The 19,459-nt window shown below is 37.8% G+C and carries 14 protein-coding genes; 9 read left to right on the forward strand and 5 right to left on the reverse strand.

Going from position 1 to position 19,459, the window contains the following annotated elements; translation table 11 throughout:
* Positions 1-4 precede the first annotated feature (4 nt).
* From BLW74_RS13310 to dinB, 4 genes are all read right to left on the reverse strand, one after another.
* A complete protein-coding gene (locus BLW74_RS13310) occupies positions 5-817 on the reverse strand; it encodes a hypothetical protein (protein WP_089692909.1) in 813 nt (270 codons plus the stop codon).
* Between the two features lie 10 nt (positions 818-827).
* Complete coding sequence (locus BLW74_RS13315) at positions 828-1,688, reverse strand: complement C1q domain-containing protein (protein WP_089692911.1); 861 nt, start codon at positions 1,686-1,688, stop codon at positions 828-830.
* 248 nt (positions 1,689-1,936) lie between these two features.
* Positions 1,937-4,990 carry a DNA polymerase III subunit alpha gene (locus BLW74_RS13320; protein WP_089692913.1) on the reverse strand — a complete coding sequence of 1,018 codons (3,054 nt, stop codon included), beginning with the start codon at positions 4,988-4,990 and terminating at the stop codon, positions 1,937-1,939.
* An 18-nt stretch (positions 4,991-5,008) separates the two neighbouring features.
* Positions 5,009-6,157, reverse strand: a complete 1,149-nt coding sequence (gene dinB, locus BLW74_RS13325) for a DNA polymerase IV (protein ID WP_089692915.1) — start codon at positions 6,155-6,157, stop codon at positions 5,009-5,011.
* 61 nt (positions 6,158-6,218) lie between these two features.
* Here dinB and BLW74_RS13330 point away from each other — a divergent pair, with 61 nt between their 5' ends.
* Positions 6,219-6,992 (forward strand): XRE family transcriptional regulator, encoded by a 774-nt coding sequence (locus tag BLW74_RS13330; protein ID WP_089692916.1) that lies wholly within the window; start codon positions 6,219-6,221, stop codon positions 6,990-6,992.
* Positions 6,993-7,090: 98 nt separating this feature from the next.
* Here the strand turns inward: BLW74_RS13330 and BLW74_RS13335 are convergent, their stop codons facing one another.
* Positions 7,091-8,674 carry a Na+/H+ antiporter gene (locus BLW74_RS13335; protein WP_089692918.1) on the reverse strand — a complete coding sequence of 528 codons (1,584 nt, stop codon included), beginning with the start codon at positions 8,672-8,674 and terminating at the stop codon, positions 7,091-7,093.
* A gap of 214 nt (positions 8,675-8,888) precedes the next feature.
* Here BLW74_RS13335 and BLW74_RS13340 point away from each other — a divergent pair, with 214 nt between their 5' ends.
* The 8 genes from BLW74_RS13340 (at position 8,889) to BLW74_RS22700 (ending at position 19,394) form a co-directional block, all read left to right on the forward strand.
* Complete coding sequence (locus BLW74_RS13340; RefSeq protein WP_089692920.1) at positions 8,889-9,389, forward strand: M15 family metallopeptidase; 501 nt, start codon at positions 8,889-8,891, stop codon at positions 9,387-9,389.
* Positions 9,390-9,579: 190 nt separating this feature from the next.
* A complete protein-coding gene (locus BLW74_RS13345) occupies positions 9,580-10,617 on the forward strand; it encodes a patatin-like phospholipase family protein (protein WP_089692922.1) in 1,038 nt (345 codons plus the stop codon).
* Between the two features lie 159 nt (positions 10,618-10,776).
* Positions 10,777-11,022: a hypothetical protein gene (locus BLW74_RS13350; protein WP_139265742.1), complete on the forward strand. Its 246-nt coding sequence runs from the start codon at positions 10,777-10,779 to the stop codon at positions 11,020-11,022.
* Between the two features lie 231 nt (positions 11,023-11,253).
* Positions 11,254-11,883, forward strand: coding sequence for a leucine-rich repeat domain-containing protein (locus tag BLW74_RS13355; RefSeq protein ID WP_089692926.1), 630 nt, complete (start codon positions 11,254-11,256; stop codon positions 11,881-11,883).
* An 11-nt stretch (positions 11,884-11,894) separates the two neighbouring features.
* A complete protein-coding gene (locus tag BLW74_RS13360) occupies positions 11,895-12,530 on the forward strand; it encodes a leucine-rich repeat domain-containing protein (protein WP_089692928.1) in 636 nt (211 codons plus the stop codon).
* 9 nt (positions 12,531-12,539) lie between these two features.
* The gene (locus tag BLW74_RS13365; RefSeq protein WP_089692929.1) at positions 12,540-13,496 is read left to right on the forward strand and encodes a leucine-rich repeat domain-containing protein; all 957 of its coding nucleotides are present in this window, start codon (positions 12,540-12,542) and stop codon (positions 13,494-13,496) included.
* A gap of 13 nt (positions 13,497-13,509) precedes the next feature.
* Positions 13,510-15,576 carry a hypothetical protein gene (locus BLW74_RS13370; protein ID WP_089692931.1) on the forward strand — a complete coding sequence of 689 codons (2,067 nt, stop codon included), beginning with the start codon at positions 13,510-13,512 and terminating at the stop codon, positions 15,574-15,576.
* A gap of 5 nt (positions 15,577-15,581) precedes the next feature.
* Complete coding sequence (locus tag BLW74_RS22700) at positions 15,582-19,394, forward strand: hypothetical protein (protein ID WP_228424902.1); 3,813 nt, start codon at positions 15,582-15,584, stop codon at positions 19,392-19,394.
* The last annotated feature ends 65 nt before the right edge of the window (positions 19,395-19,459 follow it).

A 19,459-nucleotide genomic window follows, 5' to 3' on the forward strand; every position in this document is an offset into this window, starting at 1 on the left:
TTTTTTATAATCCGAAAATACTTAAAGAAGTAAGCGTGGGATCTGTGTCCAGTGATTTTGAGCTTCCCAGCTTTTGATTCAGGCTTACGGTAATATTGTCTCCCTGGTTCAGGTTAAAAATTCCGGAACAATTTCCCGCGACACGGTTTGCGATGGTATTATTTCCCGGGTAACTTCCTACACATTTAAATACCTTATTGGTTGCAGAAGACCCTGAATTAGTCTGAATCAGCGTTTCGTACCTTGAATCGTCCGAAATACTTCCAGAAGCCAGCGAAAAGGTAAATGATACAATGTATACCCCTGTCTTTGAAGCAGTAAAGGTTCCTGTACCCGCATTAAAACTGCTATTCACATCTGTTTTTTTGGTCCAGCCGGCAACCGCAGCCTGTACTCCATCACTGAAGCTTTGTGTAGAGGCATTTTCTGCATCCACAAAATCATTGGGAGCTTTATGAGCCAGCGTTATCCAGGACGTTCCGTTAGAATAGCTCAGATCCTGAGTTCCGGAATTATACCTCATCGCCCCAGGCTTTGCTGCCGAGGCAGATTGTGAGGTTCCGCCAATTCCAACTGCGTTTAAATGTTCCCCTGATCTTAAATCCAGTCTTGTTTTCGGAGATTTTGTTCCTATCCCTACATTTCCGGACGGGGTAATAACTACGTCATCATAATAACTGGAAGAAGCAGAAATAGTGGTATTTTTTTGTCCGTCTATATGTACTGTTGCTTCAGGAGAAGACATATTGATACCGATCTGTGCCTTCATCCCCATGCCAGAGCAAATAATCAGTATCAGTCCTAATTTCTTTTTCATATCAAATGTGTTATTGTTCTAAAATAGAGAGATTTACGAAGCCATATTCATTGCTTGCAGAGGATGTATCTGTCCTCAGACTCAGATTTCCATTATAAACAGACTGATAGATATAAGGCTGAAGAGTATCTCCTTTATTCAGCTGAACTCCGGCAACACAGGAACCTGCTACCTGTGCCTGTTTTGAAATATTGGAGTAAGATTTTACGCATTTTTTCACTGTGCTGTTTCCGTTCACAACATACCTTGCTTCTGAAAAATAGCCTGAAACAATTGGAATCCTTACAAAATCGTACGTAAAAGAAACAAGATATACGCCGGTTCGTGGAGCTGTAAAAATACCTGTACCGGGGGTAAAATTACCTGTTGGATCGGAAACCTCCGTCCATCCGGCAATACCTGTAGAAACCTGGTAAGGAATTTTTACAGCAAAATTGGCTGCCTGAAGGCTGGCTGCCACTACAGCTTTTGTAGGTGAAGAAATAAGGTCCTGCCATACCACACCGTCAGAATACTGCATTTTTCCACCATTCAGCGGATTATACCTTACAGCGCCTCCACCTGCTGCTGCTGCCGTTTGAATAGTCTCCCCTATTCCGATTGAATTGTCGGAATTGGCTGCTGAACGTGTATCGATCTTAACGGCTGGTGTTATAGTTCCTACCCCTATTTCTCCGGCAGAAGTAATAGCAACATCATTGCCTGTTTGAGTAGAGGATGGCAGCCCGGATGAGGGATTATCTTTGCCCCCATCCACATGGAAAGCGGCCTGAGGATTTGAGGTGTTAATACCTACCTGAGCTTTTGAATAGCTTATGGTAAAGCATAAAGGAATGAGCATTCCCTTCATCAAAATACTTAGATTTTTCATGTAATTTGTGGTTTTTAAATCGTGTGCAATTCTTGGCCAAAGATAAATGTAAAATCACCTTTCCTACAATAGTTCCATGGAAGGCGAAAACACATAATACATTGAAAATAAACGAAATAACACTTTATTTTACATTATCAAAATACGGAATTTTATCATTTAAAATAAAACAGGAACTCTTTTCCGTTAGAAATTTTTAAAGAATTTATTTTTTTGAAGAAAAATTTCAGCCTTAACATTTGCTATTGTTAATTAATTCGGTGTCTTGGCAGTCCAATCTCATGGGCCTGTGGGTAAGGCTTCCTATGAGTCATACTTACATCTTCCTTAATCTGCCGATGAATATCATATTGTTTTTCTTTATCATAAGAATATCGAGGGTCAGGAATCATCGGCATCTTTGCCATTTTATGAACGGTAATCGTCGGAAAATGATAATCTACTTCTACCATTCCTAACAGCAGATAACATCCCCCTCCCTGAAAATCATATTGCTTCAGACTGTCCGGAAAATGTGCCGTGTCAAAATAATCTCCGTTGACATCGATCCAGGTTCCGAAATACATTTCTCCTTTCTTTGTGGGAACGTGTTTTCTGGCAATAAGATACGCGAGCATTTTCACCTGTTTTTTATGAAATTTCAATAAATCTTTTACCAATACAGAACCCCTGTATTGGGTCTGTAACAGATCAAACGGGCTGCACGAAACCGGAAAACCAATCAACTCAATTTCATCAAACGCATCTTCAAAATTTTCTCTTTTTAGTTCGGGAAGCTTAAACTCCTGAGCCGGTTCTTCGATCAACATTAAACCTCTATTTTCAGGTTTAAAATTCACCAATAATATTCTTGCCTCTACAAGAAGCTCATTTTTAGGTTTTCCTGTAAAACCGAATGCTCCTATAAAAATCAAAATCTGAATTGTTTCAATACCAATCGGAACACGTTTAATAAAATCTTCCAATGATTTATAATTTCCGTTTCTATGCCGTTCCTCAACAATTCCGTGGGCGATTCTTGTCTCTAGTCCTTCCAAAAACATGAATCCTAAAAAGATATCCTTTCCCTTTAATGTAGCCTTGAATTCACTAGAATTTACACAAGGAACCCGAACATTTCCACCAGACATTTTTGCTTCATGAATATAGACTTCGGTCCGGTAAAATCCTCCCTGATTGTTGATCACAGAAACCATGAATTCCAGTGGGTAATACACCTTCAGATATAAACTCTGATAGCTTTCCACTGCATATGAAGCTGAATGCGCTTTACAGAAAGAATACCCTGCAAAGGACTTAATCTGGCGAAACGCTTCAGCAGTAAGTGCTTCTGAATGCCCCTGCTTTCTGCAGGACTTGAAAAAATTGACTTTTACTTCATTCAATTTTTCAATGGACCGTTCTTTTCCGCTCATCGCTCTTCGGAGAATATCACCATCAGCATGGGCAAGCCCGCCAAAATACTGTGCAATTTTGATCACATCTTCCTGATACACCATGATCCCGTATGTTTCTTTTAAATGCTCTTCGAATACGGAATGAAAATACTCAAACTGATCCGGGTGGTTGTGCCTGAAAATATATTCCCGCATCATACCGCTCTGTGCCACTCCCGGTCTGATAATGGAGGAAGCAGCAACCAATATTCTGTAATTGTCGCACTTTAATCTTCTTAAAAGTCCGCGCATTGCAGGAGATTCTATATAAAAACATCCTATTGTTCTTCCTACAGCCAGATATTCATTAGCTTTTTTTTCATCTTTGGAAATGCTTGTATTGCGGATATCAACATCAATTCCTCTTGTTTTTCTGATGAGATCTACCGTATCTTTTATCGTTCCAAGTCCTCTTTGAGACAGAATATCGAGTTTTTCCAATTTAATATCTTCTGCTACATTCATATCGAATTGCACAATCGGAAATCCCTTCGGCGGCATTTCAAGGGCAGAATAATTTGTAATGGGTTCTTCAGAAATCAAAATTCCACAGGCGTGCATGCTTCTTTGATTGGGAAATCTTTCCATCAGCCTGACGTATTTGTGGATGGTTTGAACAACAGAATTCGTTTCCTGAACTTCCATTGGCTTTTTCGTCAGTTCATCCAGTTCATCTTTCGGCAGCCCAAAAGCTTTTCCCACTTCTCTGAATCTGGATTTGTATTTGAATTCAACGTTTGTTCCGCAAAAAGCAACGTGATCTTTTCCGTAACGGTTAAAAATATATTCCAGAATTGTATCCCGGTTTTGCCAGCTCCAGTCGATATCAAAATCCGGAGGGCTTTTCCTGTCAAGGTTGAGAAATCTTTCAAAATAAAGATCGAGTTCCAGAGGACATATATCGGTAATTCCGATACAATAACTGACAATAGAATTAGCTCCGCTTCCACGCCCTACATGCATAAACCCCATTCTGTTGCTGTATCGTACAATATCCCAGGTAATGAGAAAGTAAGAACAGAAGTTGAGCTCGTCAATTACTTTCAGCTCTTTTTCTACTCTTATTTTTGCAATTTCATGGTTTTTACCGTATTGCTTTTCCAATCCTAAGTAGGCTAATCTTCTCAAAAGCTTTACATCAGATTCTTTAGACTTCGTATAGTATTGTTTGTTCTTAACTTTTTCAAGATCAAATTCAAAACGGCAGGCTTCCAGCAAATTCCGGGTATTTTTTATAATATCAGGATACCTTTGAAAAGCCCTGATGATCACATCTTCGGATTTAAAATATTCTGTCTTCCTGCAAACATCCTGTTCATTCAGTTTCGACAATAAAGTATTATGGTCAATAGCCCTTAATATCTTATGAAGATTATATTCTTTTTTAGTGCTGAATGTAATTGGGTGAAGAACTGCCATTTTTGGAATCAGCTTTGCCAATTCGGGACGGATCAATAGGTTCAGTTCTTCCTCCCGGACTCCAATAAACTCATTATCTTTTAGCTTTAAAGGAATATTATCTATCGGATAAACAATAAAAACATTTTTAAATACAGGAGCAGTTTCAGGAAGTTCACCTCCATGGCAATTGTGGTCTGTCAGCATCTTATTGACTTCACCTATTCCGGAGAACTCTTTTGCCACCGCAATATAAAGCAGCCTGTTTTCTTTTCTGATCTCAATTCCTGCGATAGGTTTAATTCCTACATTTTCACATTCTTTCTTAAAATCATAAATAGCGGTAACGGTATTGATATCTGTTAATACCAGTTCTCTAATACCCAACGCATAGGCCTGCTGTACCAATTCTTTTACCGATAAGGTACCGTAACGAAGACTGTTGAAAGAATGACAGTTAAGAAACATGATAGAAAGCTTTGTACGTTATTTTCCAAAATTAAAACCTGATGCCCTGCCGACTGCACCGGCGCCAAACCGGTTCTTCAGATAATCCATTGTCTGGTATAAGCTCATCTGTTCTTCGGTATCTTCAAACAGATTCATCTGATGATTACCATGCACGAGCCCTGTAAACCGTAATCCAACCAACCTCAGCCTCATTCTTCTTGTGTATGCCTGATTAAAAAGTTCCAGTGCCACTCTCGAAAGGGTGTGATCTGCTGAAGTATAAGCTACTTTATGCTGCTTGGTTTCTGTATCGAAATTGGCATAACGGATTTTCACTACCACGGTTGAGGTCAGCCATTTTTCCTGTCTCAATTGATAGGCCAGCTGCTCTGCCATTCCCGATATCAGCCGTTTTAATTCAATCATATCCATCGTATCGTTGGTAAAAGTTCTCTCGGTTGAGATAGACTTTCTTTCAGAATAAGGAATTACAGGATTTTCATCAATTCCATTGGCCTTTTTCCAAAGTTCTTTCCCGTTGACTCCAATCATTTGCTGCAAAACTAAAACAGGCATTTCGGACAACGTCTGAATGGTCCGTATTCCTATTCTTGACAGTAACTGAAAAGTCTTATCCCCAACCATTGGAATTTTTTTGATGGATAAAGGATTTAAAAAGGGCTGCACTTCCAATTCTTTGATCTGCATTCTTCCCACAGGTTTAGCTTCTCCAGTTCCAATTTTTGAAACGGTCTTGTTTCCTGACAGGGCAAAGCTTATCGGAAGCCCCGTCTCCTTCGTAATGGTCTCGGCAATTTCTTGGGTCCATTGGTAACAGCCAAAAAATTTATCCATTCCTGATAAATCCAGATAAAATTCATCAATACTTGCTTTCTCCATCACCGGAACTTTCTCCTGAATAATTTCGCTTACAGTATGTGATAAATTGGAATACATTTCATGATCACCTCTAATAACTTTTGCATCAGGACAAAGCCTTAATGCCATACGAATAGGCATTGCAGAACGAACCCCAAATTTTCTGGCTTCATAGGAACATGAGGCTACCACTCCACGGTCTCCTCCTCCTATAATTAAGGGAATACCTTGAAGCTGCGAGTTATTGCGTCTCTCGCAGGATACAAAAAATGTATCAAGATCCATATGTACAATTGCCCGATTCACGATACAAAATTAGAGACTATTTGTCCCAAAATTATTATATTTGCTGGTACAATTTGTCCCAATGTCAATTTTTGCAGATAACATAAGGTTTTTGAGAGGTAAACGAGGTTTATCCCAACATGCTTTTGCCAATGATATTCTTATCATCAGCAGAGACCGATACTCTAAATATGAAAGTGGCCGTTCAGAGGCTCCCTACGAGGTATTAATAAAGATTTCAAAGTACTTCAATATAAGTATTGATCTACTTCTTACTGTTGATATCCGGAAGTATCCATTGGAAGATATTCTTAAGCTTCCCGATAATCGAATTGTTTTGCCTGTTGTTGTAGACCAATTAGGAAACAACAGCATCGAAATCGTTCCGCAAAAAGCATCAATGGGTTATTTATCCGGCTACAGTGATCCTGAATACATTGAAAATTTACAGAGAATCACACTGCCTTTCCTGACCAATGGAAAGTACAGAGCTTTTCCTGCGCAAGGAGACTCAATGCCGCCTTTTAAAGACGGCTCCTATATTATCGGAAAATATGTTGAAAATATTAATGAATTGAAACCGGGTAATAGTTATGTTTTTGTTACGCTGAATGATGGCATTTCTTACAAAAGGTTGATCTCTGGTAATAAAAAATCAATAACTGTTTCTGCTGATAATTCATTTTATAAGCCTTATGACATTCCTTTTGAAGAAATTGTAGAAGTATGGCAATATGCCTCGGGAATCTTTCCTGAAGATTTTGAGCCTAAAATTGTTGACAACTCTAATATACAGCATATACTTTTAGAGCTAAGACGGGATGTTACGGAAATAAACAAAAAACTGTTTCAGTAACTTATTTATTATTTTTAGTAAAATCCGAATAAAACACGACATGTTTTGTCGCATTGGCATGTTAATTTTGTTGTCAAAAACACTAATTAAGACAAAGATTAAATCATTTTCAACCGTTCTTCCTCAAGATCCAGCTGATAAAGTTGATGGCGGATAATTTCTTCATTAATGGCTATATCTTTATTCAGTTCTGAAAGAAACTGTCTCTGGCTTTCCAGCATTTCAAAAAAGATATCTTTTGTTTTTTCATTCATCCATTCTGCATCTTTAGCCTGTATTTTTTCTTCCCAGTGTTTCAGCATTCTTTCTAATCCGGCGTGGCCATTCAGTTCATTTTCATGTTTATCTTTAAGAAAATGATAAACGTGCTGTTTCAGTTTATGTTTTATTTCATCTCTTACTTTTTTATCTTTCTCATCATCTGCAAAGTCATCAAATACATGTCCATATTTTATCAGGTAGGGTAACGTGAGTCCCTGTACGAGCAATGTTAAGAGGATCACAACGAAAGTAATAAAGAGGATAAGGTTTCTGTTCGGAAAAGGAAGCCCATTTTCAAGAGTAATAGGAATGGCCAATGCCGCAGCTAATGAAACCACCCCTCTCATTCCCGTCCATCCCAATATAAGAGGCATCAGCCAACGTCTTCTGGTGGAAGAAGCGCGGGGCGCTACACTTGGCCGGAAAATCAGCGTAGCCAGCATTGCCGCATAAGAGCTTATAATTCTGGCAGCAATTAAAATTCCTGTCACGAATACGCCATATTGAATGGCTGTACCCAAAGGAATTCCTTCCCATCGCAGCCCTCCAACAATTTCAGGAAGCTCAAGGCCTATAATTAAGAATACAATACCGTTCAATATGAATACAAAACTCTGCCATACACTATATCCCATGATACGGCTGGTACTGTTTAAAAATATTAATCGCTTGCCTGACATATACAGCCCTCCGCCAACAACAGCTAAAACACCGGAAGCATGAAACTGTTCTGCAATCCAATACATGAGATAAGGCTCAATAATAGTAAGGGCAATATCTGAAGCTGCTTCCGTAGGAAGTCTTTTATGAACCTGTACAAAGATCCATGCCAGTATTAATCCGATTCCTGCACCTCCTATGATCATCCATAAAAAATCAAGCGAAGCTTCCTGCCATATAAATTGTCCGGTTCCTACTGCAACCAGGGCAAACCTGAAAATAATGAGTGAAGAAGCATCATTCAGAAGACTTTCTCCTTCCAGAATAGCAGATGTACTGGATGGTATTTTTACAAACTTCATGATGGCTCCGGTACTTACCGCATCAGGCGGAGACACAATTCCTCCCAGCAAAAACCCAAGCGCAAGGGTAAATCCGGGAATAAAGTAATTAGCCGTTACCGCTACTGCCAACGCAGTAAAAAAGACTACCAAAAAGGCAAAACTTCCGATAATACGCCACCATTTTTTCATTTCTTTGAAGGAAATAGACCAGGCAGCTTCGAATAAAAGAGGAGGTAAAAATATAAAAAAGATAAGATCCGGATTGATTTTTACTACCGGAAGCCCCGGTACAAAACTAACGAGAAGCCCAAATACAACAAGCAGAATCGGGTAGGCAATTTTTAATTTGGTCGCCCACATATTGAGCAGCACGATGGCTGCGACCATAGCAAGTAAAAAGGGTAAGATGGTATGCATTTGATATTGTGTTTTTCTGCACCATATTTACTAATTCTATTTTTCAAAAGCAATTTTTTTCTCACTTTTTATATTTTAAGATGACAAATCTTTTGATCGATCCTGTTTACGGTTCAGGATGAATGTTTTGGAATTTTTAAACAAAATTCAAATAAAATACGTCAAGTTTCGTCGCTTCCGCGCTATACTTTTGTTCTACAAGAAAATACAAAATATGGACAAAGTAACCTTAGAACGGATTCAAAAACTTCACCCGTTGGTAAGAGATGAAGTAAAGCAAATTATAACCGAATGTGATGAAGCACTCACCGGAAGAGCCAAAATCAGGATTACACAGGGCCTAAGATCTTTTGAAGAACAGGAAAAGCTGTATGCAATCGGAAGAATTACTTCAGGAAAGAAGGTAACTAATGCAAAGGCTGGGCAAAGTATCCACAATTATGGTCTTGCTGTAGACATATGCCTGATCATTGACGGAAAAACGGCAAGCTGGGATACCGCAAAAGACTGGGATAATGATAAAGTTGCAGACTGGTATGAGTGTGTAAAAATTTTTGCCCGCCATGGCTGGGATTGGGGTGGAAACTGGAAGACATTTAAGGATCTTCCCCACTTCGAAAAAAAGAATATTCCATCTAAAAAAGGTCCCGTAAAAACCAGTTGGAGAGCGCTTTTGAAGATGCCAAGAGACAAGCAGAATTACGTTATTTTTTAGTATCATTTATCTGAAATTAAATATAATACGACACGTTCTGTCGCTTCCCCGGCCTACCTTTGCTTTATAAGAAAACAACGAAAAAAGCAATGAAATCTCAGTATAGAATCTCAGCATTTCTGGAAAAAAAATATGGATTCTGTAGATTAAGATTGCATGTGTCCTTTTAACAAACCATTAAAAATATCACATGAAAAAGACAACCATTCTTTCTTTGGACGGAGGTGGAATAAGGGGAATCATTACCTGCATTATTCTGCGTTACATAGAAGAACAGCTTCAGTATTATGATAAACCGACTGCCAAGCTCGGAGATTATTTTGATCTGGTAGCGGGCAGCAGCACCGGAGGTCTGATTGCTTCTATTATTTTATGTCCCGATGAAACCCGAAAAGCAAAATATTCTATCCAGAAGGGGTTGGAATTATATGCTGAGAAGGGTGGCGATATTTTCCAGGTTTCTTTTTGGGAAAAACTGGTCAATCCATTCGGATTATTGAATGAAAAAATTCCACAGGAATCGCTTGAAAAAAACCTGAACGACTTTTTTGGAAACTTAGAGTTAAAAGAATTAATAAAACCATGTTTAATAACAAGTTATGATATCGAGAACAGAAGAGCAAAGCTTTTCAACTCTTGGAAAGCGCACCTCAGCACAGATAATTTCTTTGTAAAGGATATCTGCAGAGCGACTTCGGCAGCTCCTACTTATTTCAGCCCTGTGCAGATCAAATCCATGTACGGACAGATCTTCAGCCTGATTGACGGCGGTATGTTTGCAAATAATCCTGCTCTTTGCGCTTATGCAGAAGCAAGAAAAATTCCTTTCGCAGAGGTTTTAAAAAACCATCAGAAAGCCAACCACCCAACTGTAAATGACATGATCGTAATATCTATCGGAACAGGAATTGAAGCAAGACCTTATCCTTTTAAAAGGCTTGAAAAAGCAGGAAAAATTGGTTGGGTGAGCCCTATTATTGACATTTTAATGTCTGCCAATGCAGAAACCGTAGATTATCAGCTGGAACAGATGTTTCAAACGCTGGGACTTAGAAATCAGAAGAATTATTACCGCCTGAATCCTTCACTAAAAAATGCTTCTCCAGCAATGGATAACGTGAGAAGATCTAATATTGAAAACCTGATACAGGCCGGATTGAGCTATATTGATGACAACAGAGAAACTTTGAACCAAATCGTTCAGAAACTCATCAAAAATAAAATATAAGCTTTTTACCTTATAAACACTCCATATAAGCTTTAGCAATTATATTTTAAAAATCAGAAAAATATTTTTTAACACGTCAAGTTTTGTCGTTCTCTGCTACTACCTTTGGAGTATCAAAAAAGACACAAACAACAATCCTTAAAAACTTTTAAAAACCCTTTGAATTCAACATTCACCTATGCTGAACAGCTTGAAATATGTTCAAAATATAACCAACACCTTACAACACAAAACATGGAAGCACCCAATCACAACAACAATATACTCTTCGATGAAGACCTCTACACCATAGAATGGAGCGACATCGAAAATGCAGAGATGGATTATGAAAACTATCTCAATGACATTGAAAACTTCTTCAGAGAAGACTTTGAAGAAGGAATACTTGAAGAAGATACTTTTTAAATAAAATCTAAAAACACGACAAGTTCTGACGCTGTCCGCCATTACCTTTGAAAACTCTATAATACACGCACAGCAATCTCATTAAATAATCTCAACACCTTTGAATTCACCATTCACAAAAATGCTGGACAGCCAGAACTATGTCTGAAAATATAAGACAAAAGTGACATTCTCCACTACAAAAGAGGATACAACAATCAATTTATTAACCAACAAATCACACAAAGTTTTATGAAAACAAAAGAAGAATTAAAACTCTATTTCGAAAATGGAGATATCCCAAAGCAGGAAGACTTTTGGGAATGGCAGAACTCGTACTGGCATAAGAGTGAAAAACTTCCCAACAGTTCTCTTGAAGTATCTGTATATGAGGAGTTCATCTTTTCTCCAATAGATAATACAGAAATCATCGGGTCTGACTCCGTTATGGCCTTTCCTGAAGGAGTAAAAGTCATTGGAGGGTTTTCCTTTACACTCCCAACCAAACGTATATCAAAAATTATACTTCCAAAATCTCTAGAAAGAATAAAAAACAAAGCGTTTGGTGGACAATATCTGAAAGGAACGTTAACAATTCCCGGATCATGTAAAGTAGTTGAAGCAAATGCCTTCTCAAGTACTTCTGCTAATTTATCAAAATTAGTATTAGAAAATGGTATAGAAACTATTGAAGAAGCTGCTTTTCAGCTGACTACCAGCAAGGACTTAACAGATCTTTATATTCCTAAATCTGTAAAATCTGTAGGGCAAAATGCATTCAATATTCCATCCTTAAAGACTGTTTCTGTAAAGCAAGGTTTAGATATCAGTAATGCCGGTATTCCAGCGACAGCAACTATTTTATACTATGCAGACATCTAACAATTAATACTATGAAAACAAAAGAAGAATTAAAGCTCTATTTTGAAAATGGAGATATCCCAAGACAGGAAGACTTTTGGGAATGGCAGAACTCGTACTGGCATAAGGATGAAAAAATTACCCAAAACTCTATTGAAAGCATTGAAAAAGTAGTACCATTTTTTACGAATGACAATGAACTTCTTGGTTCAGCATTAGTAATTACCATTCCATCCAATACAAAAAAAATTATTAATGGATCTTATACCTTTTCAGGAATGTCTTACCAGATTGTGAAAGTAAATTTCAATGAAGGACTTGAAGTGATTGGCTCTTCTGCTTTTAATCAGCAAAACATTAAAAGAGTCCGAACACCCTCAACCCTTAAGGTTATTGAAACTAATGCTTTTGCTTATCAAGCCAATATGGTTAATGGATCTGATTCAATAGAAGAGATTATTTTAAATGAGGGTTTGGTTAGTATTGGAGATTATGCTTTTAACTGCCCCAGAGCAACGGTTATAGAAACTCTCCATATCCCAGATTCAGTAAAAACGGTGGGCCAAAGTTCATTTTCTCTTCCTTCTCTTAAGAATGTTTCAGCGCCTGAAGGATTAGATCTAAGTAAGGCTGGCATTCCTTCAACAGCTACAATCACCTATAGATAACTTAACAACATGAAAACAAAAGAAGAATTAAAGCTCTATTTTGAAAATGGAGATGTCCCAAGACAGGAAGATTTTTGGGAATGGCAGAATTCGTACTGGCATAAAGACGAAAAAATTGATATGCAAAAAGTTTCCGGACTGGAGAATGGTACATTCAATATCCTATATGCAGAAATGGATGCTGATAAAAATGCTTCAATAGACTTTTTTACAAAAAGAAAATTAATCATACCTCCCGGAACTTTAAGAATCCCAAAAAACTTTACAATGGGTGTAATGATCACCGATATACAAATACCTCAAGGCATCGTAAGTATTGGAGAGAACGCTTTTTCAAGCTCACAGATTAAATCTATTACGATCCCAGATAGCGTTACGGAAATTCATATGATGGCATTTGCAAGTAATAAGCTAAACTCACTTCAGCTTCCTGAGAATCTATCGGTACTTGGCTACGCTGCATTTGCAGGTAATGAAATTTCGGATTTATCACTTCCAAAGAATCTTAAGGTGATTGAACAATCTACATTCAGTTCTAATAAAATTACTGCTGTAGACATCCCAGATAGCGTCACTGAAATTCAGAGCTATGCATTTTCATCCAATAAATTAAGCTCACTTCAGCTTCCTGAAAATCTATCTGAGATTGGTGACGGTGCATTTTCAAGTAATGAAATTTCAAATTTATTACTTCCAAAGACACTTAAAACCCTTGGACAGTCTGTATTCGGCTCTAATAAACTTACTACTGTAGTAATACCTGATAGTGTTACAGAAATCAAAAGTTATGCATTTGCAAATAATCTTATTACATCTTTACAGATTCCCAACAGTGTGCTTAATATAGATCCTTACGCGTTTCTTGATAATAGACTGACAGAAGTTGTATTAGGAGAAAACACAAAGTATTATTCATATTCTTTTGATGCTGGAGTTCAGGTAACCGGAGGGCAACTTATCAATTAAAATTTTTACCAAAATGAAAACAAAACAAGAATTAAAAAAATATTTCGAAAACGGAGATATTCCCATCCAGGAAGAATTCTGGGAGTGGCAGGAGTCTTACTGGCATAAGGATGAAAAACTACCTTTAGAAAAGATAGATTATGATTTTTCTAAAAAAGCAGATGTAAATGCGTCCAACTTAAGCCCACAAGATGTTCAGCTTTGGAAAAACAAAATTGAAACTCCTACATCTATCCAGGCTCCACAATTGAACGGAAATATTTTAACCGTATTTTATACAGGAGAAAATGGTGTTCAACAGAGTAAATCTGTGGATTTAGGAACTTTAGCTACCAATAATATTCATATTGACAAGGCAGAATACGATGCAGCTCAAAATATTATCACAATTACCCAAAGTGATGGATCTGCATTTCATATTAACCTTTCAGAATTCAGTATTATTCCTACTACCAATGCTGATGGAAGCGTAACATTAGCCCAGGAAGGTCAGGATAAAGTAGTTCTGAAAAAAGTAGCACTCACAGGCAGCTACAATGATCTCTCAGATAAACCTTCTTATACCGGTAATGATAAATTACAAGATGTTATTAACAGAGGAAACGGAACAAACAATCCTATCATTTTCCAACCCAGCGAAGGCAGAGCTGGTGAAATCAATTTCAGTTCCAAAACCTATTCCTTATGGTTTGGAAACATGAACCCAGACCATACCGGAACCTATGGAGTTGGAATCGGATATAATGCTCTTCCCAAATTAACAACCGGGCAAAGTGATATTGCTATCGGAGGTTTTGCCGGTGCTAATTTAACAACCGGAGACTGGAACACTATGGTAGGCGTAAACAGTGGTTCTCTTTTAACAACTGGAAGTTATAACGTAATGGTTGGAACTGAAGCTGGTAAAAATTCAACAACAGCTTTAGGATGTACCTATGTTGGAGACGAAGCTGGTGTTAAAAATATCGATGGAAAATACAATACCACTTTAGGAATAGGATCCGGCTACTGGCTAACTCATGGAGTTCAAAACACATTTCTTGGAGCTTTTGCAGGCCAGAATTATGGAAAAGTTACCTCTTCAGGAGCATGGGGTTCAAATACCTTCATCGGATACAATGCAGCATCAACTACTCATGCAATGGGTGTTTGGGGAGATAACAACGTGGTTATAGGCTGTAATGCTCCATTAGGAGGATCCACTTTCAATAAGTTAGTTATTGAATCCAATCCTGTAGCAAGACGTCATGATTTTGTTACGCCTTTAATTGGTGGAGATTTTGCCGCAAGAACACTGGATTTTGACGCTGTTGTTTCAGCAAAAAGAACTCCTTTGGCAGATAATACATATACAAAAGTAGCTGTTCTGAATACCAATAATGTATTTGGGTATAAAAACCTGTCAGATTTCACCAATTTTATTCCGCTTACCGGGACACAACAGGATAATCCTTTAACCGGAGCTATTGAATACAAGGGAAGTGATACAACAGGTATTAATTCATTCGGATTTCATAGTAGCCATTCTACTACTGATAAAGCAGGTTTCGACATTGAGGACGACGGTGCACTAACTCCATATATCTACTGGATGGGGGGACAAAATATAAAAACAGCACTAAGAGTTTACTATGATGATGTTACAGTATTTTCAAACAGTCCTACTTTCTCCGGTTTAAAAGGAGGAAATTATTACGGAGAATTTTATCAAGATGTAAGTTACATCCAGAAACAGTATGCAGACAAGCAGCATTCTTATACCACCAAAGAAGAGCTAACAGGCGGGAAATGGATCAATGGTAAACCAGTTTACAAAAAAACGTTGTTTTTGGACCAGATCCCTAGAACGGGCCAAATTGAGCTGAAAGCTGAATTCCCAGACATCGACACTATTATTTCCAATGAAATGTTTACAGAATGGGATGATATGAAAACTGCATTTGCGGGAAATCAATGGCGATCAAAGGCCTTCATTACCGTCGAAAGAGAAATGGCTACCATTGAACTATTGAATGTACCAGATTATAACTATTCCCTTATTAACTCATTTACTCTAACTCTTGAGTACACCAAAAAATAAACAAAATGCCAACAACTAATACATCAACAAAAAAATCTGCATTTACTGTAGGAAAATCCTTAGTAGGAGAAGGAATTATTAACTATAAAGAAACAAATTCTATGAGCTCAACAAATAATGCATCACAATCTCTTTTCAGATTTGTAAGTCTGAGAAACCCGCAATTAACAGAAACTAAAGACAAAAATTTAGGATTCATCCATAGACCTAAAGGCGTTGCAGGTGCTTTTGACACTGCAGTTACAAACAGACCTGCCAAAACCCTAAAATTTGCAGCAATGAAAAGAGCTGCAGGAGAATTTAACAATGTAGGATTCGAAACCGAAAAGAAAATTGAAGAAGGAGCATTCAAAGATCTTCTTATTATCGGAAGAAAACTTTCGAAAAAAGAAACATTAGACAGTAGTGACTGGACTTTCGTTACAGAATATTACAAGACCCTTATCAATATCAACAGACAGCTTAACACAGAAGGAATTGCCACATTTACACTCCTTTGGAACAACTTTATTTATCAAGTCGTTACACAAGGTGATTTCTATATTAAAGAAGCAATCAGTCATATTCTAATGGCTATCCAGCTTGGTTTTGCAAGCAATCAGGATCTTACTAACGAGGAGATCATCAAAATTAATGGTGAGAAGCCATTAGAAAAAGCATTGGATGGAAAGATCGTATTACCAACTAATTTATTTTCAGAAGATTATTCGGAAACACCTTTTTCAACAACCGCCAGAGCATCAGAAACTTCCGACCCTTCTCTGGGTGTAATGACTGTTCAAAGACTTGAATCTGAAGCAAGAAATGCTTTAGCAGCCAGCAAAGCAATCTATCAAAAAGATGGTTTGGACAAATTAAATACCGAGCTGGAAAAACTTCAGAAAAAGTATCACAAATCCCGATATCAGGCATACCAGGAAGGCTATACAAGGTATATGGATGCCAACAAAGAGCGTATGGATCTCTATGACAGAAAACTGGCTGAAGTAGAAAGTAAAATCACTCCAGAAACTCCGGATGAAGAAAAAGAACGTCTTTACAATAGCTTAAAAGAATACGAAGTTCCTTCTTTTGAATTTATTTTTAGAAATGAAATTGATTTACAAGATTTGCAGGCAAAACTTTCCCCGGAATCTTTCGACCTTTTTGTTGAGCTTTTTGGTGAAGCCAGTCTTGGAGAAGTTTCCAAAGCAGAAGATGCAGAAAAACTTCAGATCCTTTCTAGTGATACATTGAAAATTGGTGCTCAGACTATTATTCTTGATGACGAAGTACAAAGCTATGCTGATGCTTTGCTTGTAGTACAGAAAAACATTTCTTCATCTATGCAAACAGCCTTGCAGAGCAGCTCTCTTCCGGAAGTACAGTATGCAAACATTGGAGGAGCTTCAGTTCCCCTTACCCAGAATACTGCAAGAACACCTATGGCATATAGTTTATACGCATATAGTCCTTACAACTTATCCGGTAATAGAGGATTTGTTAATTTCTCTTTTGAGGTTGAGGATATTTCATGGAGCGTTGCCAATGTTAAGATTATTGCTACCACAGATGCTGTAGGAGCATTTGAAGAAAACTTCAGCAATATTCAGGTAGTAGATAATAAGATCACTTTACCTCCATGTTTGGTCAATAAGTTCAGAACCAGCTTTAGCTTAAGAGTTGAGATTATTTTCAATAATGGAAGCCAGGCATATGGAGATATTGCCACACAATACCCAAAAGAAGATTTAAACCTTACCGGTATGCTTACTCTGAAGCGTGCTGCCATTGAAAATCCTGGTGAGCCTGAACCTGTACTGATCCAAAAACGTAAAAATTTCGGGATCAAGAGACTCGGAGTTGCAGATTATATGAAAGTAGTACAAAGTGTTCACGCTTATGTCCCAGGTGAAGTCTCTAACATTGAGAATGTTATGGCAAGCGAATTGAGACACAAGTCTTCTGTTTCCAGAGAATATTCTGAAATTACAGACACCACATCCAAATCTGAAGAAACTGAGAAAATTTCTGATACTTCAAAAACTTCCAGAACAGATATGCAGACTGAAGTTGCCAAAGAAATTGAGAGACAGCAAAGTATTTCTGCCTACACAAGATTCAGCTATGGAAATGACAGTGCGATGAAATTTGAAATTGGAGCTGACTATGCCAACAATAATGCACAGCACGACAGTACAAGACAGGCTATGATGAAGTCTCAGGAAATTACAGAAAGAGCAATGGAAAGAGTTCTTACTAAGATTTCAGAAGAAAGAGTACAGAAAATTATCAAAGAATATACGGAAACCAATGTTCATGAATATGATAACAGAGGAAAAGTAACCAATACCGATAATCCTGATGCTGCACAGCCTAAACATATTACTGGAGTTTACAGATGGATCGACAAGAAAATGAAGAATCAGATCTATAACTATGGTAAACGTACTATGTTTGAGTTTATGGTTCCTGAGCCTTCAAGATTACATCGTTTAGCCCTTACTGTTGCCAAAGCACAGGTACTTACTGCTCCTGTTGACCCTAGAAAAGCTCCGGAGCCATGGTATATGCCAGATCCAAAGTCTGCTACCATAGAGCAGATTCAGCACTGGGCACAGATTTATGGAATCAGCGTAGATGCTTTTCCTGCCGCTACAAAACAGGTTATTCACAGTGCGGCAAGCGTTCCTCAGCAAAATGAAGACTTTGGTGTAGATTATACACAGTTTGTAATTCCAGACAATTATGCCGGAAAAAATGCATCTTTCAGCTGCAGATCATCCCGAAACAGAGGAGGAGGCTGGTCAGGAGCCCGTTATTCTGAAGTTGTTTGTTCAAACTTAAAAGGAGACATGATTGGTCGTTCCGAATATGGCGACATCAATTTTGATGAAGGATCATCTGGTCTTAACATAACGGGTACCGTATCTTTCCAGGTGAAAGGACATAATGTAAGAAATTACAACATAAAGGTAATCGTAAACTGTGAACTAAGTGATGAATACATCAACAACTGGAAAACAGAAGCTTTCACCAATATTATTAAAGCTTATGATGCTGCCTATGCAAAGTTTCAGGAAGATCAGGCAAGATTAGATGCAGAGCAAAAAGAAAAAGAAGCACAGCTTAAAGAAAGACAGGATACTTTCTATCGATTTATGGAGCACGATGTATTAAAGCATAACTGTATTGCCTATTTATTGCAGGATTATCTTTATACATTAGGCCAGGAAACTACCAATGGTGCCGGTGAGAAAACAACAATGGATAATTTCCAGGTATATCTGAACGAAAATCTGGATAAATATACCGCACTTGCCAAGTTTATGGAACAGGCGTTTGAATGGGAAATCATGGATTACACATTCTATCCGTACTACTGGGCAAACCGTAAGAGCTGGCAGGAATTTTACCTGAGCGAAAGTATGGATCCTTTATTCAGAAGCTTCCTACAGGCAGGTATGGCAAGAATCATTGTTACGGTAAAACCAGGTTTTGAAGAAGCAGTTCAATTCTTCCTTGAAACAGGATTAATCTGGAATGGAGGATCTGTTCCTGTAATCGGAGACCCAATGTACATGAGTATCGTGGATGAAATGAGACAACCAACTGGAGAACCTCAAGGTAAATACTGGATTACCAGAATCCCTACTACCCTTACTATCCTTCAGGATAAGTCTACAGGACTTCCGGTAAACCAACCTTTACCGATTTTCCCGGAAAATGATCCTAAAAATTGTGAAAACCCATTAGAACTGGAGTTTGAAACAAGTTTCAGCTTAGATGAAGAAGCACAATTACAACATGGAGAAAAAGATACCAGTACTTTAGGATAATATTTATTTAACAAAATGGCGGTATAATTGCCGCCATTTCTATTTTAACCTCTAAAATTAAAAAA

It is taken from the genome of Chryseobacterium culicis (genome assembly GCF_900108365.1).
In the GTDB taxonomy this organism is placed as follows: Bacteria; Bacteroidota; Bacteroidia; order Flavobacteriales; family Weeksellaceae; genus Chryseobacterium; species Chryseobacterium culicis.